Consider the following 19417-nt stretch of genomic DNA (forward strand, 5'->3'; position numbering starts at 1 on the left):
GCCACAGGACCGCCCCGCCATGTCAGACGCCCGCCGCTATGCCGCCTACTCACCGCAGATGGCCCTCCCCCATCCGGACGAGGCCGCGCTGGCCGAGGAGATGAGCGAAGTCCTGCTGCGCATCTCGCAGCAGACCTGGGAGGACAGCCACCACGCGCTGCGCAGCGTGCACGCCAAGAGCCACGGCCTGCTCGCCGCCACGCTGGAGGTGCTGCCCGACCTGCCGCCGGCACTGGCCCAGGGCCTGTTCGCGCAGCCCGGCCGCTACGAGGCGGTGATGCGCTTCTCCACCACGCCCGGCGACCTGCTGCCCGACCGCGTGTCCACGCCGCGCGGGCTGGCGCTGAAGTTCCTCGATGTCCCCGGCGAGCGCCTGGAAGGCAGCGAAGCGGCGCACTGCCAGGACCTGCTCATGGTCAACGGCCCGCAGTTCAACGCGCCCAACGCCAGGGCCTTCCTGCGCAGCCTCAAGCTGCTGGCGCCGACCACCGACCGCGCCGAGCGCACCAAGCAGGTGCTCTCCGCCCTGCTGCGTGGCACCGAACGCGCGCTCGAAGCGGTCGGCGGCCAGAGCGCCAAGCTCAAGGCGATGGGCGGCGAGCCGCCGCACCACATCCTGGGCGAGACCTTCTTCACTCAGCTGCCGCTGCGCTACGGCGCGCACGTGGCCAAGCTGCAGCTGGTCCCGGTGGACCCGGCGCTGCTGGCACACCAGGACGAACGCATCGACCTCAAGCAGGCCAATGCACTGCGTGATGCGGTCAGCGCGCACTTCGCCTCGCAGGGCGGCGTGTGGGAACTGCGCGCGCAGCTGTCCACCGATCTGGAGCGCATGCCCATCGACGATGCCACTGTGGTCTGGGACGAAGAGGAGAGCCCGTTCCGCACGGTGGCGCGCCTGACCGCATCGCCGCAGGTCGGCTGGAGCCAGGACAGGGCCCGCCTGGTCGACGATCGGATGGGCTTCAGTCCCTGGCACGGCGTGCAGGACCACCGCCCGCTGGGCGACATCATGCGTATCCGCAAGCGCGCCTACCAGGCCTCGCAGGACTTCCGCGCCCGCAAGTCCGGCTGCCCGCTGCACGATCGTTCGCTGTCGGCCGGCGCGCAGGGCGAAAGCGAATAAGCCGACCCCGCTCACGCAATGCCGATAGCGCTTCATTGCCGCCATTAGCCGAAAAGGTCACAACGACGGCGCCCACCTGTAGAGCGGAGCTTGCTCCGCTGGGGCCTTCCCCACGAACCAGAAGCAGCTGAGCTTGCTCGGCTGAGGGCTTCCAAGAACCGAGCGAAGAGCAGCGGAGCGAGCTCCGCTCTACAAGTGCGACGCTGCGCCTTACAGCACCGCACGCGCTTCATTGCCGCCATTGGCCGAAAAGGTCACAACGGCGGCTCCCGCCTGTAGAGCGGAGCTTGCTCCGCTGAGGCCTTCCCCACGAACCAGAAGCAGCTGGGCGTGCTCGGCTGGAGGCTTCACACGAACCGGGCGAAGAGCAGCGGAGCAAGCTCCGCTCTACAAGTGCGACGTTGCGCCTTACAGCACCGCCTGCGCCCCGGCGATGGTGATCAACGCACCCGAGGTATAGCTGGAGCTGTCGCTGGCCAGCATGACGTAGGTCGAGGCGAGTTCCGCCGGCTGGCCAGGACGGCCGAACGGCGTCTGCGAACCGAAGTTCTTCACTTTGTCCTCGGCCATGCCGGCCGGAATGAACGGCGTCCAGATCGGCCCCGGCAGCACCGCATTGACGCGGATCTTGCGCTCGGCCAGCCACTGCGCCAAGCCCAGGGTGAGGTTGGCCAGGGCGCCCTTGGTGGTCGAGTACGGCAGGATGTTGGGCGTGGGATCCTTGGAATTGACCGAGGCGGTATTGATGATCGAGGCACCCTTGCCAAGCAGCTCGAGCGCGCACTTGGTCAGGTAGAAGGTGCCGTGCACGTTGGTGTCGAAGGTCTTGCGCCATTCCTCCAGCGTCACCTCGTCGATGGACTGGAAGTACTTCTGGTAGGCCGCATTGTTGACCAGCACATCGAGGCCGCCGAAGGCGGACTTCACCTCGCCGACCAGACGCTCGACCTCGCTCGGCTGGCTGATGTCGCAGGCCACCTTGAGCACCTTGACGCCCGCCTGCTCCATCAGCGAGGCGACCTGGTCGGCATCGTCCTGCTCGCTGGGCAGGTAGGCGATGGCCACGTCGGCGCCTTCGCGCGCAAAGGCCAGCGCCACGGCCGCGCCGATGCCGCTGTCGCCACCGGTCACCAGGGTGCGCTTGCCCTTGAGCAGGCCGTGACCCTCATAACTGTCCTCACCGATGTCGGGCTTGGGATCCATCTTGCTGGTCTTGCCCGGGAAGCTCTGCTGCTGTGGCGGGAACGGCGGGCGGGGATAGTCGGGCATGGCGAGACTCCTGCGGTCGATGTGTCGATGGGGCACGGCGATGCGCGTGCGGGAGTGATCCATCCTCACGGCTCGCGTAAAAAGCGACCGTGAACTTATCCATGGCGATTCCTCATGCGGGCATGACAAAGCGCTGCGACGCGATGGCCACGCGTGCACGAAGCCGCACCAGCCCCAGCGCGCGCATAACGCAAGAAGCGCCGCCCTTGCGAGCGACGCTTCACCTTGCATCTTCAAAAGAAGCGCGCGGCGCCGATCGCTCAGCGCCGGCGCCCGCCCCTCAGCTCTTGCACTCGAACACACTGATGCTGCGCGGCGGTGCCAGGAAATCCTGCGCCCCCTCGGGCACCACATCGGTGCCGAGCGCATCGTCGGTGGACAGCACCAGCTCCCACTTCAGATGCGTCTCCGAATCGGGAAGCCTGAAATTGACGCCCTCGTGATACGCGTTGATCAGGATCAGCAGCGTCGCGTCCTGACCGTACTCGCGCACACCGGACACCTGCGCCTTGCCTTCCAGCAGCAGGCCCACCGAACGCGCGCCACCATCGCTCCAGTGCGCGTCCTCCATCTCGCTGCCGCCCGGGTTGAGCCAGGTCAGGTCGCGCACCCCGGCCTGCTCGTTATACTGGCCATTGAGGAAGCGGCCACGGGTCAGGATGGGATAGCGACGACGCAGCGCGGTGAGCTGGCGCACGAAGTCGGCCAGGCGGCCCTCGGTCGGGTCGGCGTCCCAGTTGATCCAGGTGATCTCGTTGTCCTGGCAATAGGTGTTGTTGTTGCCGCCCTGGGTCTGCGCGCGCTCGTCGCCGGCCAGCAGCATCGGCGTGCCCTTGGCCAGCAGCAGCGTGGCCAGCAGGTTGCGCATCTGCCGCTCGCGCAGCGCGTTGATCTGCGCATCGTCGGTCGGCCCTTCCGCGCCGTAGTTGCACGAGCCGTCGTTGTTGGAACCGTCCTGGTTGTTCTCGCCGTTGGCCTCGTTGTGCTTCTCGTTGTAGCTGACCAGGTCGCGCAGGGTGAAGCCGTCATGGGCGGTGATGAAGTTCACCGACGACCACGGCCGCCGCCCGCGTCGGTCGAACAGATCGGCCGAGCCGGTGAAGCGCGTGGCGAATTCGGCGAGCTTGCCCTCGTCGCCGCGCCAGAACGCGCGCGCGTTGTCGCGGAACTTGTCGTTCCATTCGGCCCAGCCCGGCGGGAAGTGACCCACCTGGTAGCCGCCCGGCCCGCAGTCCCAGGGTTCGGCGATCAGCTTGACCTGGCTCAGCAGCGGATCCTGGCCGCAGGCGTCGAGGAAGCCGCCGCGCTGGTCGAAGCCGCTGGGCTCGCGCCCCAGGATGGTGGCCAGGTCGAAGCGGAAGCCGTCCACATGCATCTCGCGCGCCCAGTAGCGCAGCGAGTCGTTGACGAACTGCACCACGCGGAAGTTGCTCAGGTTGAGCGTGTTGCCGGTGCCGGTGTCGTTGATGTAGTAGCGCGGGTCGTCGGCCAGGCGGTAGTAGCTGGCGTTGTCGATGCCCTTGAACGACAGCGTCGGCCCCATCTCGTTGCCTTCGGCGGTGTGGTTGTAGACCACATCCAGGATCACCTCCAGGCCCTTGCGGTGCATGGCCTTGACCATGTCGCGGAACTCGTCGCGGTGGCCGCTGGCCAGATAGCGCGACTTCAGCGCGAAGAAGCCCAGCGTGTTGTAGCCCCAGTAGTTGCGCAGGTCGCGATCCAGCAGGTGCTGGTCGTCCAGGTAGGCGTGCACCGGCAGCAGTTCGACCGCGCTGACGCCGAGCGACTTGATGTAGTCCAGCACCGGCGCCTGGGCCAGGCCGGCGAAAGTGCCCTGCAGGTCCTGCGGCACCTGCGGATGGCGCTTGGTGTAGCCGCGCACGTGGGTCTCGTAGACGAGGGTCTGGCTCCACGGCGTGAGCAGCCGCTCGTCGTCCTCCCAGTCGTAGTCGTCCTGCACCACCACGGCCTTGGGCATGAACGGCGCGCTGTCGCGTTCGTCGAAGCTCAGATCGCCATCGGGGTGCCCGACGGTGTAGCCGTAGAGCTCGTCGGCCCAGATCAGGTCGCCCTCGATCTCCACCGCGTACGGGTCCAGCAGCAGCTTGTTGGGGTTGAAGCGGTGGCCCTCGGCCGGCGCGTAGGGGCCATGCACCCGGTAGCCGTAGCGCTGCCCGGGGCCGACGTCGGGCAGATAGCCGTGCCAGATCTCGTTGGTGTACTCGGGCAGCTCGATGCGAGTCTCGTTGCCGGCCTCGTCGAACAGGCACAGCTCCACGGCGGTGGCGTTGGCACTGAACAAGGCGAAGTTGGTGCCCTTGCCGTCATAGGTGGCGCCGCGGGGAAACGGGCGGCCTTCGCGCACGCGCGAGGGGCTGGCGTACTTCGGGGTTGGAGCGTTGGGCATCGTGGGGGGCCGCAGTGGGGAGGACGGAGCATGTGGGCGCTCTTGTCGAGGTCGCGTCAGCACATGGCATCGCTCGCCCGGCGGTCGGCTTCGATCGTCGTCCGCGCCGCCCAGACAAAAAGAGCGTGAATTCGGCGTGACAAGCGTCGCGCAATCGATAGTATGTTCATCACTCCCCGCGCGTCCCCACCGCCCCGATGGCCGCCTCCGATCCGCTTCGTTTCCGCATGTCCTCCGGCCTGATGCAGGCCGGCCGTCAATGGCAGAAGGTGGTGGACGCGGCGCTGGCCGGCCACGGCCTGTCCAACGCGATGACCACACCCCTGCTGATGATCGGCCGTGCCGGCGGCGGCGTGCGCCAGATCGAGCTGGCCCAGCTGATCGGCGTCGAGGGGCCCTCGCTGGTGCGCATCCTGGACAAGCTGGCCGCCGCCGGCCTGGTCCGGCGCGAGAACGATGTCAGCGACCGCCGCGCCAACAAGCTCTGGCTGACCGAGGCCGGCGAAGCCATCCGCCAGCAGCTGGAGACCCAGTTGAACGCCCTGCGCAAGAAGACCTTCGGCGACATGAGCGACGCCGAGATGGAAGCCGTCCTCAAGCTCTACCGCATCGTCGAGACCGCGGCACGCGGCGGCTGAACGCCGGGCCGGCGGCCCACGCCGTCGTTCCGGCAAAGGCCGAGCGCGCTGCGCAGCGCAACGCCGCTTCAGCACACGCAGACCCCTCTACCGTCATTCCCGCGAAAGCGGCACCTTTGCAAAACATCGCTGATCGGGAACGACGATTGCGCCTTGGTGGCTGGCCAGTTGATCGGGAAAGCCCCGACCCCTCCCCAGCCCTCCCCTGCGCTGCGCGCAAGGGAGGGGGCAGTAGGTTGCTTGCTGTGCCACCGCCTACTGGGCTTGGCCCCCTCCCTTTCGCCGAAGGCGAAGGGGAGGGTTGGGGTGGGGTGCTTTTGCTTTTGGCTTTGACCTAGATCGGCGCAGTCAGCCGATGAGTGCCACCCGAACGCAGCCGAGGGGAGTTTTGCAAAGGTCCCGCGAAAGCGGGAATCCATGGACTTCCGCGCCAACGGCAAAGGCGCTGGATGGTCAGACATGCGTCTGTAAAGGTCTGCGCAAACGTCCATGGGTTCCCGCGTTCGCGGGAACGACGGCTGTGGCTACGCGAAAGGGTTGAAGTGCTTACGGGATGACCGTGGCTTGTCCGCACCCCGGCCACCACCGCCCCACCAGCCGCGCTCAACCCCTGGGCTGGATGATCTGACTCAAGTAATCCGGCGTGCCCTCCACGCGTACCAGGTGCGGATACTGCAGCCCATCGTGGTAGTCCACCTGCACCGTGCGCAACCCACCCTGGAACTGCAGCAGCAGGGTGATCGGCGTCTGGCGGCCCTTGGCGGCGGAGATCGCCTGGGCCAGCGTCTCGGTCGAATACTCCTGCCCGTTCACCGCCACCAGCTTGGCGCCGGTGCTGACCCCGGCCTTGAACGCTGGCCCGTTCCAGCGCACGTCGTTGATGCTGCCGTCCGGGTTCATGGTCAGGCCGATCGACCAGGCGAAGTTGTAGCGATGCCGCGGCGACTGCGCGGCGCGGTTGTACTGGGCCTCGTACTCGCTGGGCGTGTCGGTGTAGACCAGCTTCCAGCCGCTGGCGGCGATACCGTCCAGCAGCGGCGGGGCCACCGTCTGCACGCGCGTCTTGAGGAAACCCGCCCAGTCGTCGTGCGCCACGCCATCCAGCGTGTTGACCACGTCCTGGAAGGTGTAGGGATGGACCACGTAGCTGCCGTCGTCCACGCCGAAGAACGCCTTGGCGAAATCGTCCAGCGACTTGCGGTTGCCGGTGAGCTGGCGCAGGCGTGCGTCGATCTGCAGCCACACCATCTGCCCGGCGCTGTAGTACTCCTCGCTCATCTGCCAGCTGCGGTAGGGCAGCGCCTCGCGATGGGCAGCGGTGGGATCGTTGGTGGTGTCCTCCAGCGTGCGCCACTGGAAGCCGACCCGGTTGCGGTCGTAGTTGGCCGCCACCATCGCCAGCGCGTCGCGGAACTGCTGCGGTGTCCACAGCCCGGCGCGCGCGGTCAGCACGAAGCCCCAGTACTGCGTGGCACCCTCGTACACCCACAGCAGCGAATCGCCCATCGGCTCGCTGAAGTTGGGCGTGGACAGGTCCGCGCCGCGGCGGAACTTGCCATTCCAGGAGTGGGTGAACTCGTGCGCCAGCAGGTCGCGGTCGGTGGGGTTGTCCTTCCAGCCGGTGAAGTAGCCGCGGTCCAGGCCGTTCTCGCTGGACTGGTGATGCTCCAGGCCGTTGCCGGCCAGCTCGTCGGACAGCGAGAACAGGAAGTCGTAGTGGTCGTAATGGTGCGAGCCGAACAGGCGCGTGGCCTGCACCGGCAGCGCGCGATGCGCGGCCAGCTGCTCGGGCGTGATCTCCAGGTCCTTGGCCTCGTCGGCGACGATGTTAAGCATCACCGGCGCGCCGCCCTTGGGCGTCAGATCGACCTGCTTGAAGTGCAGGCCGGCGTAGATCGGCGAATCGACCAGCGTCTCGTAGGACACCGGGTTGAAGGTGGTGCTGGCGCCGTCCTTCGACGCCGCGCGCAGGGCGCTGCCGAACTGCCAGCCGGCCGGCAGCGTCACGCTGGGCTGCACCTGGATGCCGCGCGTGTAGTAGCCGGCCGGATACAGCGACATCTGGTCCCAGTCCAGCATCAGCATGCGGTCGGTCATCTGGAAACCGCCGCCGCGGCTGGACAGATACTGGAAGTCCGCCTCCAGCGTGGTCGCGCCGGCCGGCACGTCCACATGGAAGGCGTAGACGTCATAGGGATCGCGCTTCCACGGCAGCGGCTTGCCGTTGGCGCTGAAGCTCAGCCCGGCCAGCTGCGCGACCGGGCCGCTGGGCGAATGTGCGCCGGGGATCCACTCCGGATACAGCAGCGTGACCCGGCCGGCCTGCACCGGCAGGGACTCGTGGACGCGGAAGATGCCCTGGCGGGTGTCGCTGGCATCGACCTTGAGCTGGATCTGGCCGGGATAGGCCACGTCCTGCGGCGGCGGGACATCGGCCTTGCGCACGATCTGCGCCGAGGCCGTGCCGGCCAGCAGCGCCAGGCCCAGCGCGGCGGCCAGTCGGGTGTGGGGACGCGGCACCGAAGCGGCGGCGCGGTGGATGAAGGGCATGACGGGCTCCAGCACAGGATCAGGGCGATGGACCACCGTAGCATCGGTCCGCCGACCTGACATCGGGCGCCCGTCCGGTCTGGATCCTGCCCGCTGTAATCCCCGTGCGGTGCGCTGTCGCCGCGACTGCATCATCGCCGACCCCGCCGATGCCGGATGCCATGCACATGGCACCGGCGACACGTCACACGCATGCGTTGCCGATGCGGCACCCCGCGACCTATCCGCCGACGCGGGACGCCCCTACACTCGCCCGCGGGGAACCGGGGAGTCAGGATGGACCACACCGACCAGGCCGTGCAGGACGGCGACGCCGACATGCCTGCGGGTCGCCGCATCAGCTTCGAGCGCCTGCGCGAGCGCACCGACGAGCTGGAACTGCTGATCTCCGGCCTGCTCGCCTTCGCGCTGCTCACGCTGCCGCCGCGCCTGTTCGAGGCCTGGGTCGGCAGCGAGCTGCACGCCGAGGGCGCGACCTGGTACGTGCTGCAGTTCGCCTTCAATATCGGCGTCGGACTGAGCTACGCGCTGGGGTTCGCCTTCCTCGTCCACCTGGCGATCCGCGGCTACTGGGTCGGCCTGGTCGGCCTGAAATCGCACTTCCCCGGCGGCATCCGCTGGGAGCGCCTGTCGGCGATGGGCCCGGTCTCGCGCCGCTTCTATCGCGGCGCGATCGGCGACCTGGGCCAGGTGATCGATCGCGTCGACCGCACCGCCTCGGTGTTGTTCGCCACGACCGTGCTGGTCGCGCTGACGCTGGCGTGGATCGGCGTGCTCGGCCTGGGGCTGCTGATCCCGGCGACGCTGATCGGCCTGCTGTTCGAAGACAGCGAGCGCGCGACATTCATCGCCTTCGCGGTGCCCTATGTCGCGTTCCTGTTGGGCGGCATGGCGATCTTCGTGCTCGACAAGCTCGTCGCGCGCCGCGACCAGCGCGATCAGCTCGCGCAAGGGCTGGAGCGGACGACGGATCGCCTGCTGCGGGTGTTCTCCACGATCGCGCTGCAGCGCCTGGGGGGCCCGGTACAGTTCACCCTGCAGAGCAATCTGGGCAACCGCGGCTTCAGCGCGGTGTATTTCCTCGTCCTCTCCGCGGCGATGGTGATCGGCGGGATGCAGATCGTCTCCTCGGCCAGCTTCTCCCTGCTCAGCCGCTATCGCGTGGTCACCAGCGAGGCGGTCGATCACGGCATGCTCAGCGCCCACTACGAATCCATGCGCGGGCCGGACGATGTGATGCTGCGCTATCCGATGATTCCCTCCGACCGCATCGAGGAGGGACGGCTGCGGGTGTTCATCCCGCATCGCCCGCGTCTGGACAATCCACGCGCCGAGCAGGCCTGTCCAACCCTGGCGCACGGCCGCAACGCGGCCCAGGGCCGCGCCGCCGCCGATCAGGCCGTCGCCTGCCTGGCGAAGATCTGGACCGTGACGCTGGATGGCCGGCCGGTCGCGCTGACCGACTTCGTCCCGATGGAGCGTCGCGACCTGGGCATGCGCGGCCTGGTCGGCTATCTCGACCTGGAGGGCAAGGCGCCGGGCCGGCACGACCTGCGCCTGCTGTGGAACGCCGGCGGCGGGGAGCGCGGCGTGCAGCGCCAGCGCGACTACTTCATCCCGTTCTGGTACGACCCGCAGGGCGCCCCGCCGCCCGCCACCAAGGCTGCCGACGCCTGAGTCGCCGCCCTCACCACGGCACCGTGCGGCCCAGATAATCCAGATACTGCAACCCGGCGCGGCCGCGCTGCGCCTCCATGGCGTCGAGCAGGTTCGGGATGCTCTCCTCGATGGTCAGCCGCGCGTCCGGCCCGCCCATGTCGGTCTTGACCCAGCCCGGCGCCATCAGCAGCAGCGTGCGCGGGTCGTCGGCATGGCGCGCGGCGAAGCTGCGCATGCACATGTTCAGCGCCGCCTTGCTGGCCCGGTACGCCTCATGCCCGGCCCGGGTGTTGTTGGCCAGACTGCCCTGGCCCGAGGACATCAGCCCGATCGTGCCGCTTGAGGGCACCAGGTCCTGCAGCGCTTCGACCACGCGCATCGGGCTCAGGGTGTTGGTCAGCATCACCCGCAGGAATTCGTCGGTGGCCACGTCCGCCACGATCGCGTCGTCATCGGTATTGACCACGCCGGCATTGACGAACAGCAGGTCGATCGCCTCGCCTTCCAGGCGCGCGCGCAGGGCGGCGACCTGCGCCGGCTCGGTGATGTCCACCGTCTCCACGCGCAACGCCCCGGGATGCTGGCGCGACAGCGCGTCCAGGCGCTCGGTCGAATGCGCGCGGGCCGTGGCGATCACCCGCCAGCCGCGCGCCAGGAACTGCTCCACCATCGCGTAGCCAAGCCCGCGCGAGGCGCCGATCAGCAGGACGGTGTTGGATGAGGGTTTCATGGTGCAACTCCCGTGCGGCGCCGTGCGCCAGTCCCCTCAGGCTAGGGGCGTCCCCACGCATGCGGAAGACGCACGGCATGCATTGATAGAGTGCATGGCATGCACGCGTCCCCGACCCGCCGCCGCACGCCATGCCCGCGCCCGACCTCAACCTGCTGATCGCCCTGGACGCGCTGCTGGCCAGCGGCAGCGTCGCCGGCGCCGCGCGCAGGCTGGGCCTGAGCCCCTCGGCGCTGAGCCGCACGCTCACCCGGCTGCGCGACACCACCGGCGATGCGCTGCTGGTGCGCGCTGGCCGGCAGATGGTGCTCACGCCCTATGCCGAAGCGCTCCGCGACCGTGCGCGCACCGCGGTCGAGGACGCGCGCGCCGTCCTGCAGCCGCCGCCGACGACGCTCGACCTGGCCACGCTGCAGCGCGTGTTCACCCTCCGCGCCAACGACGGCTTCATCGAAGCCTTCGGCCCGCGCCTGATCGCCGCCGTCGCGCACGCGGCCCCTGGCGTGCAGCTGCGCTTCGCGGCCAAGGCGCAGAAGACCGCCGCGCCGCTGCGCGCGGGCGAGGCCGACCTGGAGATCGGCGTGCTGAACGCGATGGGCCCGGAAGTGCGCGTGCAGGCGCTGTTCCGCGACCACTTCGTCGGCGTGGTCCGTGCGGGACATCCGCTGGCCAGGCCGCGCGAGGTCACGGCACAGGACTACGTCGCGCATGGCCATGTGGTCGCCTCGCGCCATGCGCGCGACCACGGCCCGGTCGATGACGCCCTGGCCAGGCTCGGCCTGCGACGTCGCATCGTCGCGGTGGTGCCGGGCTTCCCAGCCGCGGTGGCCGTGGCCCGCGCTTCGGACCTGATCGCGCTGGTGCCCGCCTCCTATGCCGCCAGCCAGGGCGCCGCGGACGCGGCGGCGCTCCATGCCTTCGGCCTGCCGGTGCCGCTCGCCGGCATCACCGTCTCGCAGATGTGGCACCCGCGCCTGCACGGCGACGCGGCGCATCGCTGGCTGCGCGAGCTGGTCCTGGCGCAATGCCGGGAGCCGTAGGAACGCGGCACTGTTCACCCGGAGCAGGCGACCGGTAAGGCGGCGATTGATGCTGCTGCTTTTGACGTCGCCGACCAGCAGCACAGTGGGGGAGCGGACAGCATGGCAGGAGGAAGCTCGGAATCCGCATCGACCATGCCCGATGGCACGGGCCTGCAACGCCGCAGGGCACCCGACGACAGCAGATCGACCCGGCACATGGAATCATGCGGCCCGCACCCGCCGGACATACGCAAGGAACAGCCCCATGATGAAGCTCTACTACGCCCCCGGCACATGCGCCCTGGCCTGTTGGATCGCCCTGGAATGGGCCGGTGCCGACTACGAGGCGGTGAAGGTCGACCAGCACGCGGACGCCTACCGCGCCATCAACCCGCTGGGCACGGTGCCGGCGCTGGACATCGGCGGCGCACGCGCGATGACCCAGGCCGACGCCATCCTGCAGTACATCGTCCAGCGCCATCCCGAGGCTGGGCTGGGCGCCGACGCGGGCATCGAGGCGCAGTTCGTGTTCAACGAGACGCTGGCCTTCCTGACCGGCGACATGCATCCGGCGTTCTGGCCCTTCTTCACCCCTGAGCGCTACACCACCGATGCCAGCGAGGCGGCCCTGCAGGCGGTGCGCGACGCCGCACCCGCACGCATCGCGCGCGTGCTGGCCCACCTGGACGCGCTGATCGGCGACACCGACCACGTCTACGCCGGCCGCCGCAGCGTGGCCGACGCCTACGCCTTCGTCATGGCGCGCTGGTCGGACAAGGCCGGCGAGAGCTGGCGCAAGTATCCCAACCTGGCCCGCTTCATGCAGGCCACGGCGCACGACCCCGCCGTCAAGACCGTGCTGGAACGCTCGAGCGGCCGCTGAAGACGCAAAGAGCCGTCATTCCCGCGAACGCGGGAACCCAGCGCCTCGATCCACCGCGCGAAAGTCCCTGGATTCCCGCTTTCGCGGGAATGACGGGAGGAAGTGGCTGGCGGCTGTCAGTCACTGCCCTTGCGGGAGCGACTGTCTCCTCAAATCTCGCGGCGGTCTGCCTGTAGAGCGGAGCTTGCTCCGCTGGGGCCTTCCCCACGAACCGAACGAAGAGCAGCGGAGCAAGCTCCGCTCTACAGGTGGGAGCCGCCCGTGGCGGCGACGGGCTTTCCCCGCTTTCTCGGTCCTCTCAGCTGTACCCAGAAGTCAGACTTTCCTTCCTGAGGAAACCCAACCCGTCGTTCCCGCGAACGCGGGAATGATGGGAGGAAGTGGCTGGCGGCTGTCAGTCACTGCACTTGCGGGAGCAACTGTCTCCTCAAACCTCGCGGCGGTCCTGTAGAGCGGAGCTTGCTCCGCTGGGGCCTTTCCCAGGCACTGAACGAAGAGCAGCGGAGCAAGCTCCGCTCTACAGGTGGGAGCCGCCCGTGGCGACGGGCTTTCCCCCCCTTTCTCGGCCCTCCCAGCTGTACCCAGAAATCAGACTTTCCTTCCTGAGAAAACCCAACCCGTTGTTCCCGCGAACGCGGGAATGATGGGAGGAAGTGGCTGGCGGCTGTCAGTCACTGCACCTGCGGGAGCAACTGTCTCCTCAAATTTCGCGGCGGTCTGCCTGTAGAGCGGAGCTTGCTCCGCTGGGGCCTTTCCCACGAACCGAACGAAGAGCAGCGGAGCAAGCTCCGCTCTACAGGTGGTAGCCGACCGTGGCGACGGGCTTTCCCCGCTTTCTCGGCCCTCCCAGCTGTACCCAGAAGTCGGACTTTCCTTCCTGAGGAAACCCGCACCCGTCGTTCCCGCGAACGCGGGAACCCAGCGCCTTGACCCACTGCGCGAAAGTCCCTGATTCCCGCCTTCGCGGGAATGACGGTATCCGCAACCATCATCCCCCCGGCGCCAGCGTCTGGCGCACGATCACGTACTGATCGCGGCCGCGGCGCTTGGCTTCGTACAGGGCGGCGTCGCTGGCGGCCAGGATGGTCTCGACCTGGTCCGGCGCCGCGTCATGGCAGACCACGCAGCCGCAGCTGATGGTCAGGATGCCGGCCTGGGTCCCGGCGTGGGCGATGCCCAGCGCATGCACGCGCTCGAACACGCGCCGCAGGAAGGGCTCGGGGTTCTCCGTGCCGGCGAGCACGAAGACGAACTCCTCGCCGCCATAGCGCGCAACCAGATCGGTGGGCCGCACCGCGTCGCCCAGCGCCTGCGCCACCTGGCGCAGCGCGCGGTCGCCTTCCAGATGGCCGTGCAGGTCGTTGAACGCCTTGAAGTCGTCCAGGTCGATCATGCCCACGCATACCGGTGCGCCACCGGCGCCGGCCAACAGATCGTCCAGCTGCCGGTCCATGCCGCGCCGGTTGGCCAAGCCGGTCAGCGCATCCTCCTGCGCCTCGCGGCTGAGGACATCGCGCTCGTGCCGCAGCCGACGGTTGGCGTCGCGCAGGGCATGCTCGCCGCGCATCGCATCGGTGACATCGACCGCGAAGCCCACCGCGCGCCGCGCGGCGCCCCCACGGGTCTCCATCCGCGCCGCCGAACGGATCCAGCGTACCTCGCCGTCCGGACGCACGACGCGGTAGGCCGTCGAATAGTGCTTGGCGCCGCTCAGCATCTCGGCGGCGAGGGTCTCCACCTGCGTGGCGCGCTCGCGATCGTCCGGGTGGATCAGCCGCTGGAACTCCTCCAGCGTGGACACCGCCTGCCCCGGTGGCAGGCCCATGATCCGGCACCAGGTCTCGTCGCATTCGAAGTGATCCTCGGACACGTCGTAGTCCCAGATGCCCAGCCCGCCGACCTGGGCGGCCACCACCAGCCGCGCTTCGCTGTCGCGCGCGGCCTCCAGCGCCAGCCGCTCACCGGTGACGTTGCGCGAGATGCACAGGATCGCCTTGGGCTGCTGCGCCTCGTCGAGCATCGGCGTCAACAGGTTGTCCCAGTACTCCGGCGCCCCGCCCTCGGTCTCACTGCGGCCGGTGAAGCGGTCGGCGTGGCCCTCCCGCACGCGCTCCAGGGCGCGCGCACCGGGACGATGCACGTCCTGCGGCAGCAGCGGCAGCCAGGGCATGCCGAAGCCCGAGTCGGCCGCCACGCCCAGCGCCTGGCAGCCGGCGCGGTTCATGTGCAGCAGGCGGCCGTCCAGGGAGATGATCTTGATGCAGTCCTGGCTGACATCGAGCATGCGCGACTGCGCCGTGGTCAGCTGCTCCAGCTCGGCGATGCGCTGCTTGTAGCGGTGGATGTCGGTGCCCTGCCACAGCAGGGTGGGCGTGCCGCCGTCCAGCGCCGGCTGCGCGCTGACCTCGAACGCGCACCAGCGCAGGCCGGCCGGCGTGCGCAGCGGCAGCTCCAGGGTCTGCGGCGCGGCACCGGCGTCCAGCGCATCCAGGGTCGCGCGCAGGCCGGGCCGGCCCTGCGCCGCCACCAGGTCGAGCAGCGCGGCCGGCGCCTCGGCCCCGTCGGCCAGGGTCAGCCGGCGCAGGTCCTGGCCCAGCTGCAGCAGTTGGCCGGCGCGATCGGTGACGCAGGCCAGGCCGTGCAACGGCGCCATTGTCAGGTCGGCACCCTGTGCGATGCCTGCGCCCCTTGCGGGGCCCTGGTGTTGCACGCTTTCGTTCTGCACTCGCCGCTCCTCCCGACACCCGGGCCGTTCCGCGCCAGGGTTCGAATCGATCCAACGGCTGTTGTATACGTGAATCGCACACTGGGCGTCCAGAGGATGTCGTGGCCGTGCCGTGCGCGCGCCCCGCCGCCGTCCGGTGCGAGCCAGCCAGCCCGGCGCACCCGGGGCGGCAGCGGCATTGCGCCGCTGGCGTCCTCCCCGAGACCCACGCGACCTCGCGTCAACGCCTGCCACGGAAGCCGCGTGCCGGCGCGCTACGATGCGCGCATCCCACCGCTGCACGCACCAGAGCGCCATGAAGTCCCGCCCCCTCGACGCACCGACGGCATGAGCGACGCGTCGAACCCCGCGCGTGCGCGGACCCGGCCCTGGAACGACCGCGTCGACCCCTGGGTCGGCGCGCTGCTGAGCCTGCTGCTGCACCTGCTGATGCTGTGGGTACTGCTGCATGCCGACGTGCCGGTGGTGCAGACCACCCAGGGCGCGCCGGCCGGCGGTCGCACGCGGGTGGACTTCATCGGCGAGAGCACCGCGCCGGCCGATCCGGCCCCGCCCAGCCCACGGCCCTCGCGCCAGCCCACGCCGCCGACGCCGGTCCCGCCCAAGCCGAAGATCGCGCGCAAGCCGCCGCCGGCCTCGCGCCTGCAGACCACGCGCGTGGACCACGCGGCCGACCCGCTGCTGACCGAGGCCGACACCACGCCCGCGCCCAGCGCCACGCCCAGCCCGCCCGTGCCCGCGCCGGCGCAGACCCCACCGCAGGCGTCCACGCGCCCGCCGGCCAACCCGCCGCCGACCGACCGCCGCTCGCCCAACTGGGGCCACCCGCCCGGCTACATCGCCCAGGACAGCGCGCCGGAGAACGCCGGCTTCGACGACAGCCCCGCGCTCAACCAGGGCCGCGGCCGCGACAGCGGCATGGATGGCGCCAGCCTGTCGGTCGGCGGCTACCAGGCCTATTACGAACCGCGCGTGGAAGAACGCGTGCGCACCTGGATGGCGCAGGGCATGAAGGAATTCTTCATCCCCCTGCCCGGCACCGAGTACCTGATGGTGTGCCCGCTGGAGATCGTGCTGCGCAACGGCTCCGGCCCGTGCCGCGCGCTGCCGCCGGATTCGCCCGAGCTCAAGGGCATCGGCGACTCGCGCGACATCATCAACATGCAGCGCGTGTATCACCGCGGCGAGCTGGTGTGGAAGGGGCCGGGGCCGTATCGCTGAGGCGCGACTCGACTTCGACCTCTCGTCATCCGGTTCCGCCGAAGAGCGCATGGATTTGGCGGGTACAGAACACGATCAGCCATCGAACACGGCCGGGTAGCACGGCAGCGCTGCGCGTCGTGCTTGCACCGCACCGGGATCGACTGGCCCAATGCCGTTTCCCACGCATCTGATCGGCCCGCTTCCATGTCGCCTGCCACGCCCGCCTCCGCCGCGACCGTCCCCGTGCTGGAGACGCCGCGCCTGATCCTGCGCGAGTACCGCGCCGCCGATTTCGAGCCCTTCGCCCGGCACCTGTCCGACCCGGTCAGCGCCGAGTTCCTCGGCGTGGTCGACCGTCCCACCGCCTGGCGCTTCTTCTGCTCGCACGTCGGCATGTGGCAGCTGTACGGCGCCGGCTGGTGGTCGGCGACGCTGCGCGAGGGCGGCGAACCGGCCGGCCATGTCGGCGCTTTCCTGCGCGAAGGCAGCGACGACCTCGAACTGGGCTGGAGCATCTACCGCCCGTTCTGGGGCCAGGGCCTGGCCGGCGAAGCCGCCGCAGCCGTCCTCGACTATGCCTTCCAGACCCGCCGCGAGCCGCAGGTCCACGCCCTCATCGACCCCGGCAACATCGCCTCGCGGCGCGTGGCCGAGCGCCTGGGCCTGCGCTTCGACGGCAACACCGAGCTGCACGGCAAGCCGGTGGAACGGTACGTGCGCAGCGCGGCGTCCTCCGAGGCTTGAGGTCGCCAGCGGCTGCCCCGTCGCTGCCGCTCGCCGCAAGCAGGAGTCGACCGCAGACAGCCGCGCGCGCTTCCACTGCGCCGCGAAGACCCGCTGCACCACGTCCGTTGCACCGCATCGCGCAGCGGCGAATCAGGGACAAGCATCTCGATCTGGCACAGCCGGTCGATCGATCCCGTGCGCTAGTATCGAAACAAGGGGGACGCACCCCACCATGCAAAGGAGCTGACATGGCAGATCCGAACCGGATGCCCAGCGATCCATCCCACCCCGACCACGCGCTGTATCAGCAACTCCTGCGGGGCGTCGAGGGGCTGCACCGCTGGCAGGGCGAGCAGAACGCCAACGTCGCCGCCGCACTCTATGCGCAGGTCAAGGCCGACCCGCGCTTCCCGGAGCAGATCAGCCAGGTGGTGCTCGGCGATCCGTCCGCAAAGGTTCCCTCCGTCTTCGCCACCTACACCCCGCCTTATGGGGCGGACCCCATGCGGGCCAGCGCGCCGACCTCGAGCGCGCAGACGCCCGCGGCGGACAGCCTGCGTCCCTTCGCATTGCCTGCCTCCCAGGTGGACAAGGACGGCATGCTCACGGTCCCGGAGATTCGCAATGCGCGCGTCACCGCGCTCGAGCATGGCGCGCTGACATCGCCGGAAGCCATCGTGATGCACCGCACCGAGTCCTCTACCGCAAAAAGCACGCTGGACGGCTACAACGCCGGCGGTCAGCCTGCCGGCGCGCACTTCCTGATCGACAAGGACGGCACGATCTACCAGACCGCGAGCCTGGACCACCAGACCTGGCACGTGGGCAAGATCCGTTCGCGCGGCGCCGAGGAAGGCACGCTGATCGAGCCCGACAAGACCTGGCATGCGAAGACCGGCTTCAAACCCACGGCCATCAACAGCCACGAGAACGCGAACCCCTATCCCATCCGCTATCCCAACAACAGCGACAGCATCGGGATCGAGGTCGTCGGCGCCTACAACGCGACGACCAAGACCTGGGACGCGCCGACCGCCGAGCAGACCGCCTCGATCAATCGCCTGGTCGGCGTACTGCAGCAGCAGTATGGATTGGACAACCATGACATCTACAAGCACGACACCATTTCCTACAAGACTGCGGGCGAGGGCGATGGTCTGTACGTGCCTGGCGCTGCCGCTGCTGGCGGCGTGCAGCAGCCCGCAGGCCCGACCCGCTGACAGCGGCGCGGCGCCCGCCGGCGCCAGCCATCCCAAGGTGGAAGTGCTGAGCGTCGGCGCGTCGGTCTACGTGCCGGATGCGGGACGCGCGCCGGACCCGGCGCTGGAGGCGGCCTGCAAGACGTGGAAGCTGGACCGCGACGGCGTCGCGCGCTTCTTCAACGCCAGCCGCGAGTATCCGGACGGCGCGCGGGATGCGTTCTACGCCCTGCCTTGCACGATCAGCGGCCAGCTGCAGGCTGAAGGCAAGACCTGGTCTTACGTGATCAATGCCGCCGCCACCGCGACGTGGACCAATGGCACCGTGGTGCGCACCTTCGGCTGTTCCGCCAGCGCGTGCACGCCGCTGGTGCTGATGATGCCCGACGACAATTCAGGCCAGTAGCGCGGCGCCCACGACGCAACAAGCGACGTGTTCTGAATGGGGTGGCCCGGCTCGGCCAGTCCTCAGGCGATCTGACAAGCCCGCCCCACGTTCATGCGCTTGCCGAGCGGCTGGACTACGCGCGGTCATGGCGCAGCGCGACGCCCTCCATCCCCGATCCGCGACGCGACGCGCCGGCCAGCTGGAGCCACAGCGCATACAGCAGCAGCGGCACCGCCCAGCTGCCCCACAGCATCCACGCGATCAGGCCGGGCGACGGCGCGAGCCCCGCACCGACCACGCCCGCCAGCGCCAGCCGGAAGACCGCGGGCGCCAGCGTGACCAGATAGGCGCGCAGCATCCAGCGCCGGTGCGCCCCGACATCCCGCCGCAGGATCGCCGCCAGCCCGAAGCCCGCCGTCACCCACCACGCCACGGCGGTCGCGCTGAAGGCCAGCCGGATCGACAGCGGCGCCGGCGAGGTGGCGATCAGCCCCGCCGCGCCCACCATCGCCACCAGCATCGCGGCGAAGTACACCCGCCCCGACCAGCGATGCACCGCCCAGGCCCCGCGCCAGCGCTGCGTCACCAGCTGCACCAGCCCCAGCGCGATGCCCAGCCCGCCGCCGGCCAGATGGCACCACAGCCAGCCGCGCCGCAGCAGGAACATCGCGTACGCCGGCGAATCCTGCGCGGCGTACTTGAGATACGCCGCATGCAAAAAGCCGAAACCCAGCCAGCCCAGGGCGAGCAGCACGACAACGGAGGCCGCCATCGGGACACCCCGCCCACCCAGCCTGATTGCGCTTGTCATCGGTCGACTCCGGGTTCGCGGTTCTGGCGGTGCTTTGAATTGGACGCCTTGCAGGCGCTGCTGCTGGCCTGGCGGTCGGTC

At 69.4% G+C, this 19417-nt stretch carries 15 protein-coding genes; 9 read left to right on the plus strand and 6 right to left on the minus strand.

Annotation, left to right across the window (positions count from 1 at the left end; genetic code table 11):
* Positions 1-19: 19 nt before the first annotated feature.
* A complete protein-coding gene (locus ACFJIT_RS15845) occupies positions 20-1126 on the plus strand; it encodes a catalase family protein (RefSeq protein WP_379654209.1) in 1107 nt (368 codons plus the stop codon).
* A 408-nt stretch (positions 1127-1534) separates the two neighbouring features.
* Here the strand turns inward: ACFJIT_RS15845 and ACFJIT_RS15850 are convergent, their stop codons facing one another.
* A complete protein-coding gene (locus tag ACFJIT_RS15850) occupies positions 1535-2395 on the minus strand; it encodes an SDR family oxidoreductase (protein ID WP_379654210.1) in 861 nt (286 codons plus the stop codon).
* A 280-nt stretch (positions 2396-2675) separates the two neighbouring features.
* The gene (gene glgX, locus ACFJIT_RS15855; protein ID WP_130520580.1) at positions 2676-4802 is read right to left on the minus strand and encodes a glycogen debranching protein GlgX; all 2127 of its coding nucleotides are present in this window, start codon (positions 4800-4802) and stop codon (positions 2676-2678) included.
* 197 nt (positions 4803-4999) lie between these two features.
* Here glgX and ACFJIT_RS15860 point away from each other — a divergent pair, with 197 nt between their 5' ends.
* Complete coding sequence (locus ACFJIT_RS15860) at positions 5000-5440, plus strand: MarR family winged helix-turn-helix transcriptional regulator (RefSeq protein ID WP_130520578.1); 441 nt, start codon at positions 5000-5002, stop codon at positions 5438-5440.
* A 603-nt stretch (positions 5441-6043) separates the two neighbouring features.
* On the opposite strand, the gene ACFJIT_RS15865 is transcribed toward ACFJIT_RS15860, so the two are convergent.
* On the minus strand, positions 6044-7990 hold the full coding sequence (locus tag ACFJIT_RS15865; RefSeq protein ID WP_379654211.1) for a M61 family metallopeptidase: 1947 nt from the start codon (positions 7988-7990) through the stop codon (positions 6044-6046).
* A 276-nt stretch (positions 7991-8266) separates the two neighbouring features.
* Here ACFJIT_RS15865 and ACFJIT_RS15870 point away from each other — a divergent pair, with 276 nt between their 5' ends.
* On the plus strand, positions 8267-9667 hold the full coding sequence (locus ACFJIT_RS15870) for a hypothetical protein (RefSeq protein ID WP_379654212.1): 1401 nt from the start codon (positions 8267-8269) through the stop codon (positions 9665-9667).
* Between the two features lie 10 nt (positions 9668-9677).
* On the opposite strand, the gene ACFJIT_RS15875 is transcribed toward ACFJIT_RS15870, so the two are convergent.
* Positions 9678-10379: an SDR family NAD(P)-dependent oxidoreductase gene (locus tag ACFJIT_RS15875; RefSeq protein WP_379654213.1), complete on the minus strand. Its 702-nt coding sequence runs from the start codon at positions 10377-10379 to the stop codon at positions 9678-9680.
* Between the two features lie 131 nt (positions 10380-10510).
* On the opposite strand from ACFJIT_RS15875, the gene ACFJIT_RS15880 reads away from it, so the two are divergent.
* Complete coding sequence (locus tag ACFJIT_RS15880; protein WP_379654214.1) at positions 10511-11419, plus strand: LysR family transcriptional regulator; 909 nt, start codon at positions 10511-10513, stop codon at positions 11417-11419.
* A 247-nt stretch (positions 11420-11666) separates the two neighbouring features.
* Positions 11667-12284 carry a glutathione S-transferase family protein gene (locus tag ACFJIT_RS15885; RefSeq protein ID WP_379654215.1) on the plus strand — a complete coding sequence of 206 codons (618 nt, stop codon included), beginning with the start codon at positions 11667-11669 and terminating at the stop codon, positions 12282-12284.
* 988 nt (positions 12285-13272) lie between these two features.
* On the opposite strand, the gene ACFJIT_RS15890 is transcribed toward ACFJIT_RS15885, so the two are convergent.
* Positions 13273-14937 (minus strand): diguanylate cyclase domain-containing protein, encoded by a 1665-nt coding sequence (locus ACFJIT_RS15890; protein ID WP_379654216.1) that lies wholly within the window; start codon positions 14935-14937, stop codon positions 13273-13275.
* A gap of 399 nt (positions 14938-15336) precedes the next feature.
* Here ACFJIT_RS15890 and ACFJIT_RS15895 point away from each other — a divergent pair, with 399 nt between their 5' ends.
* The 4 genes from ACFJIT_RS15895 (at position 15337) to ACFJIT_RS15910 (ending at position 18543) form a co-directional block, all read left to right on the plus strand.
* Positions 15337-16230 carry a type II toxin-antitoxin system RelE/ParE family toxin gene (locus tag ACFJIT_RS15895; RefSeq protein WP_379654217.1) on the plus strand — a complete coding sequence of 298 codons (894 nt, stop codon included), beginning with the start codon at positions 15337-15339 and terminating at the stop codon, positions 16228-16230.
* A 186-nt stretch (positions 16231-16416) separates the two neighbouring features.
* The gene (locus ACFJIT_RS15900) at positions 16417-16956 is read left to right on the plus strand and encodes a GNAT family N-acetyltransferase (protein WP_379654218.1); all 540 of its coding nucleotides are present in this window, start codon (positions 16417-16419) and stop codon (positions 16954-16956) included.
* Positions 16957-17186: 230 nt separating this feature from the next.
* Entirely contained in the window at positions 17187-18158 is a 972-nt protein-coding gene (locus ACFJIT_RS15905; RefSeq protein WP_379654219.1) for an N-acetylmuramoyl-L-alanine amidase, read from the plus strand.
* The gene (locus ACFJIT_RS15910; RefSeq protein ID WP_379654220.1) at positions 18091-18543 is read left to right on the plus strand and encodes a hypothetical protein; all 453 of its coding nucleotides are present in this window, start codon (positions 18091-18093) and stop codon (positions 18541-18543) included. Before ACFJIT_RS15905 ends, ACFJIT_RS15910 begins: the two co-directional genes overlap by 68 nt.
* A 115-nt stretch (positions 18544-18658) precedes the next feature.
* Here the strand turns inward: ACFJIT_RS15910 and ACFJIT_RS15915 are convergent, their stop codons facing one another.
* On the minus strand, positions 18659-19297 hold the full coding sequence (locus ACFJIT_RS15915) for a DUF2306 domain-containing protein (RefSeq protein ID WP_379654221.1): 639 nt from the start codon (positions 19295-19297) through the stop codon (positions 18659-18661).
* Between the last annotated feature and the right edge of the window lie 120 nt (positions 19298-19417).

The organism is Pseudoxanthomonas sp. UC19_8, assembly GCF_042700505.1.
GTDB lineage: Bacteria > Pseudomonadota > Gammaproteobacteria > Xanthomonadales > Xanthomonadaceae > Pseudoxanthomonas_A > Pseudoxanthomonas_A winnipegensis.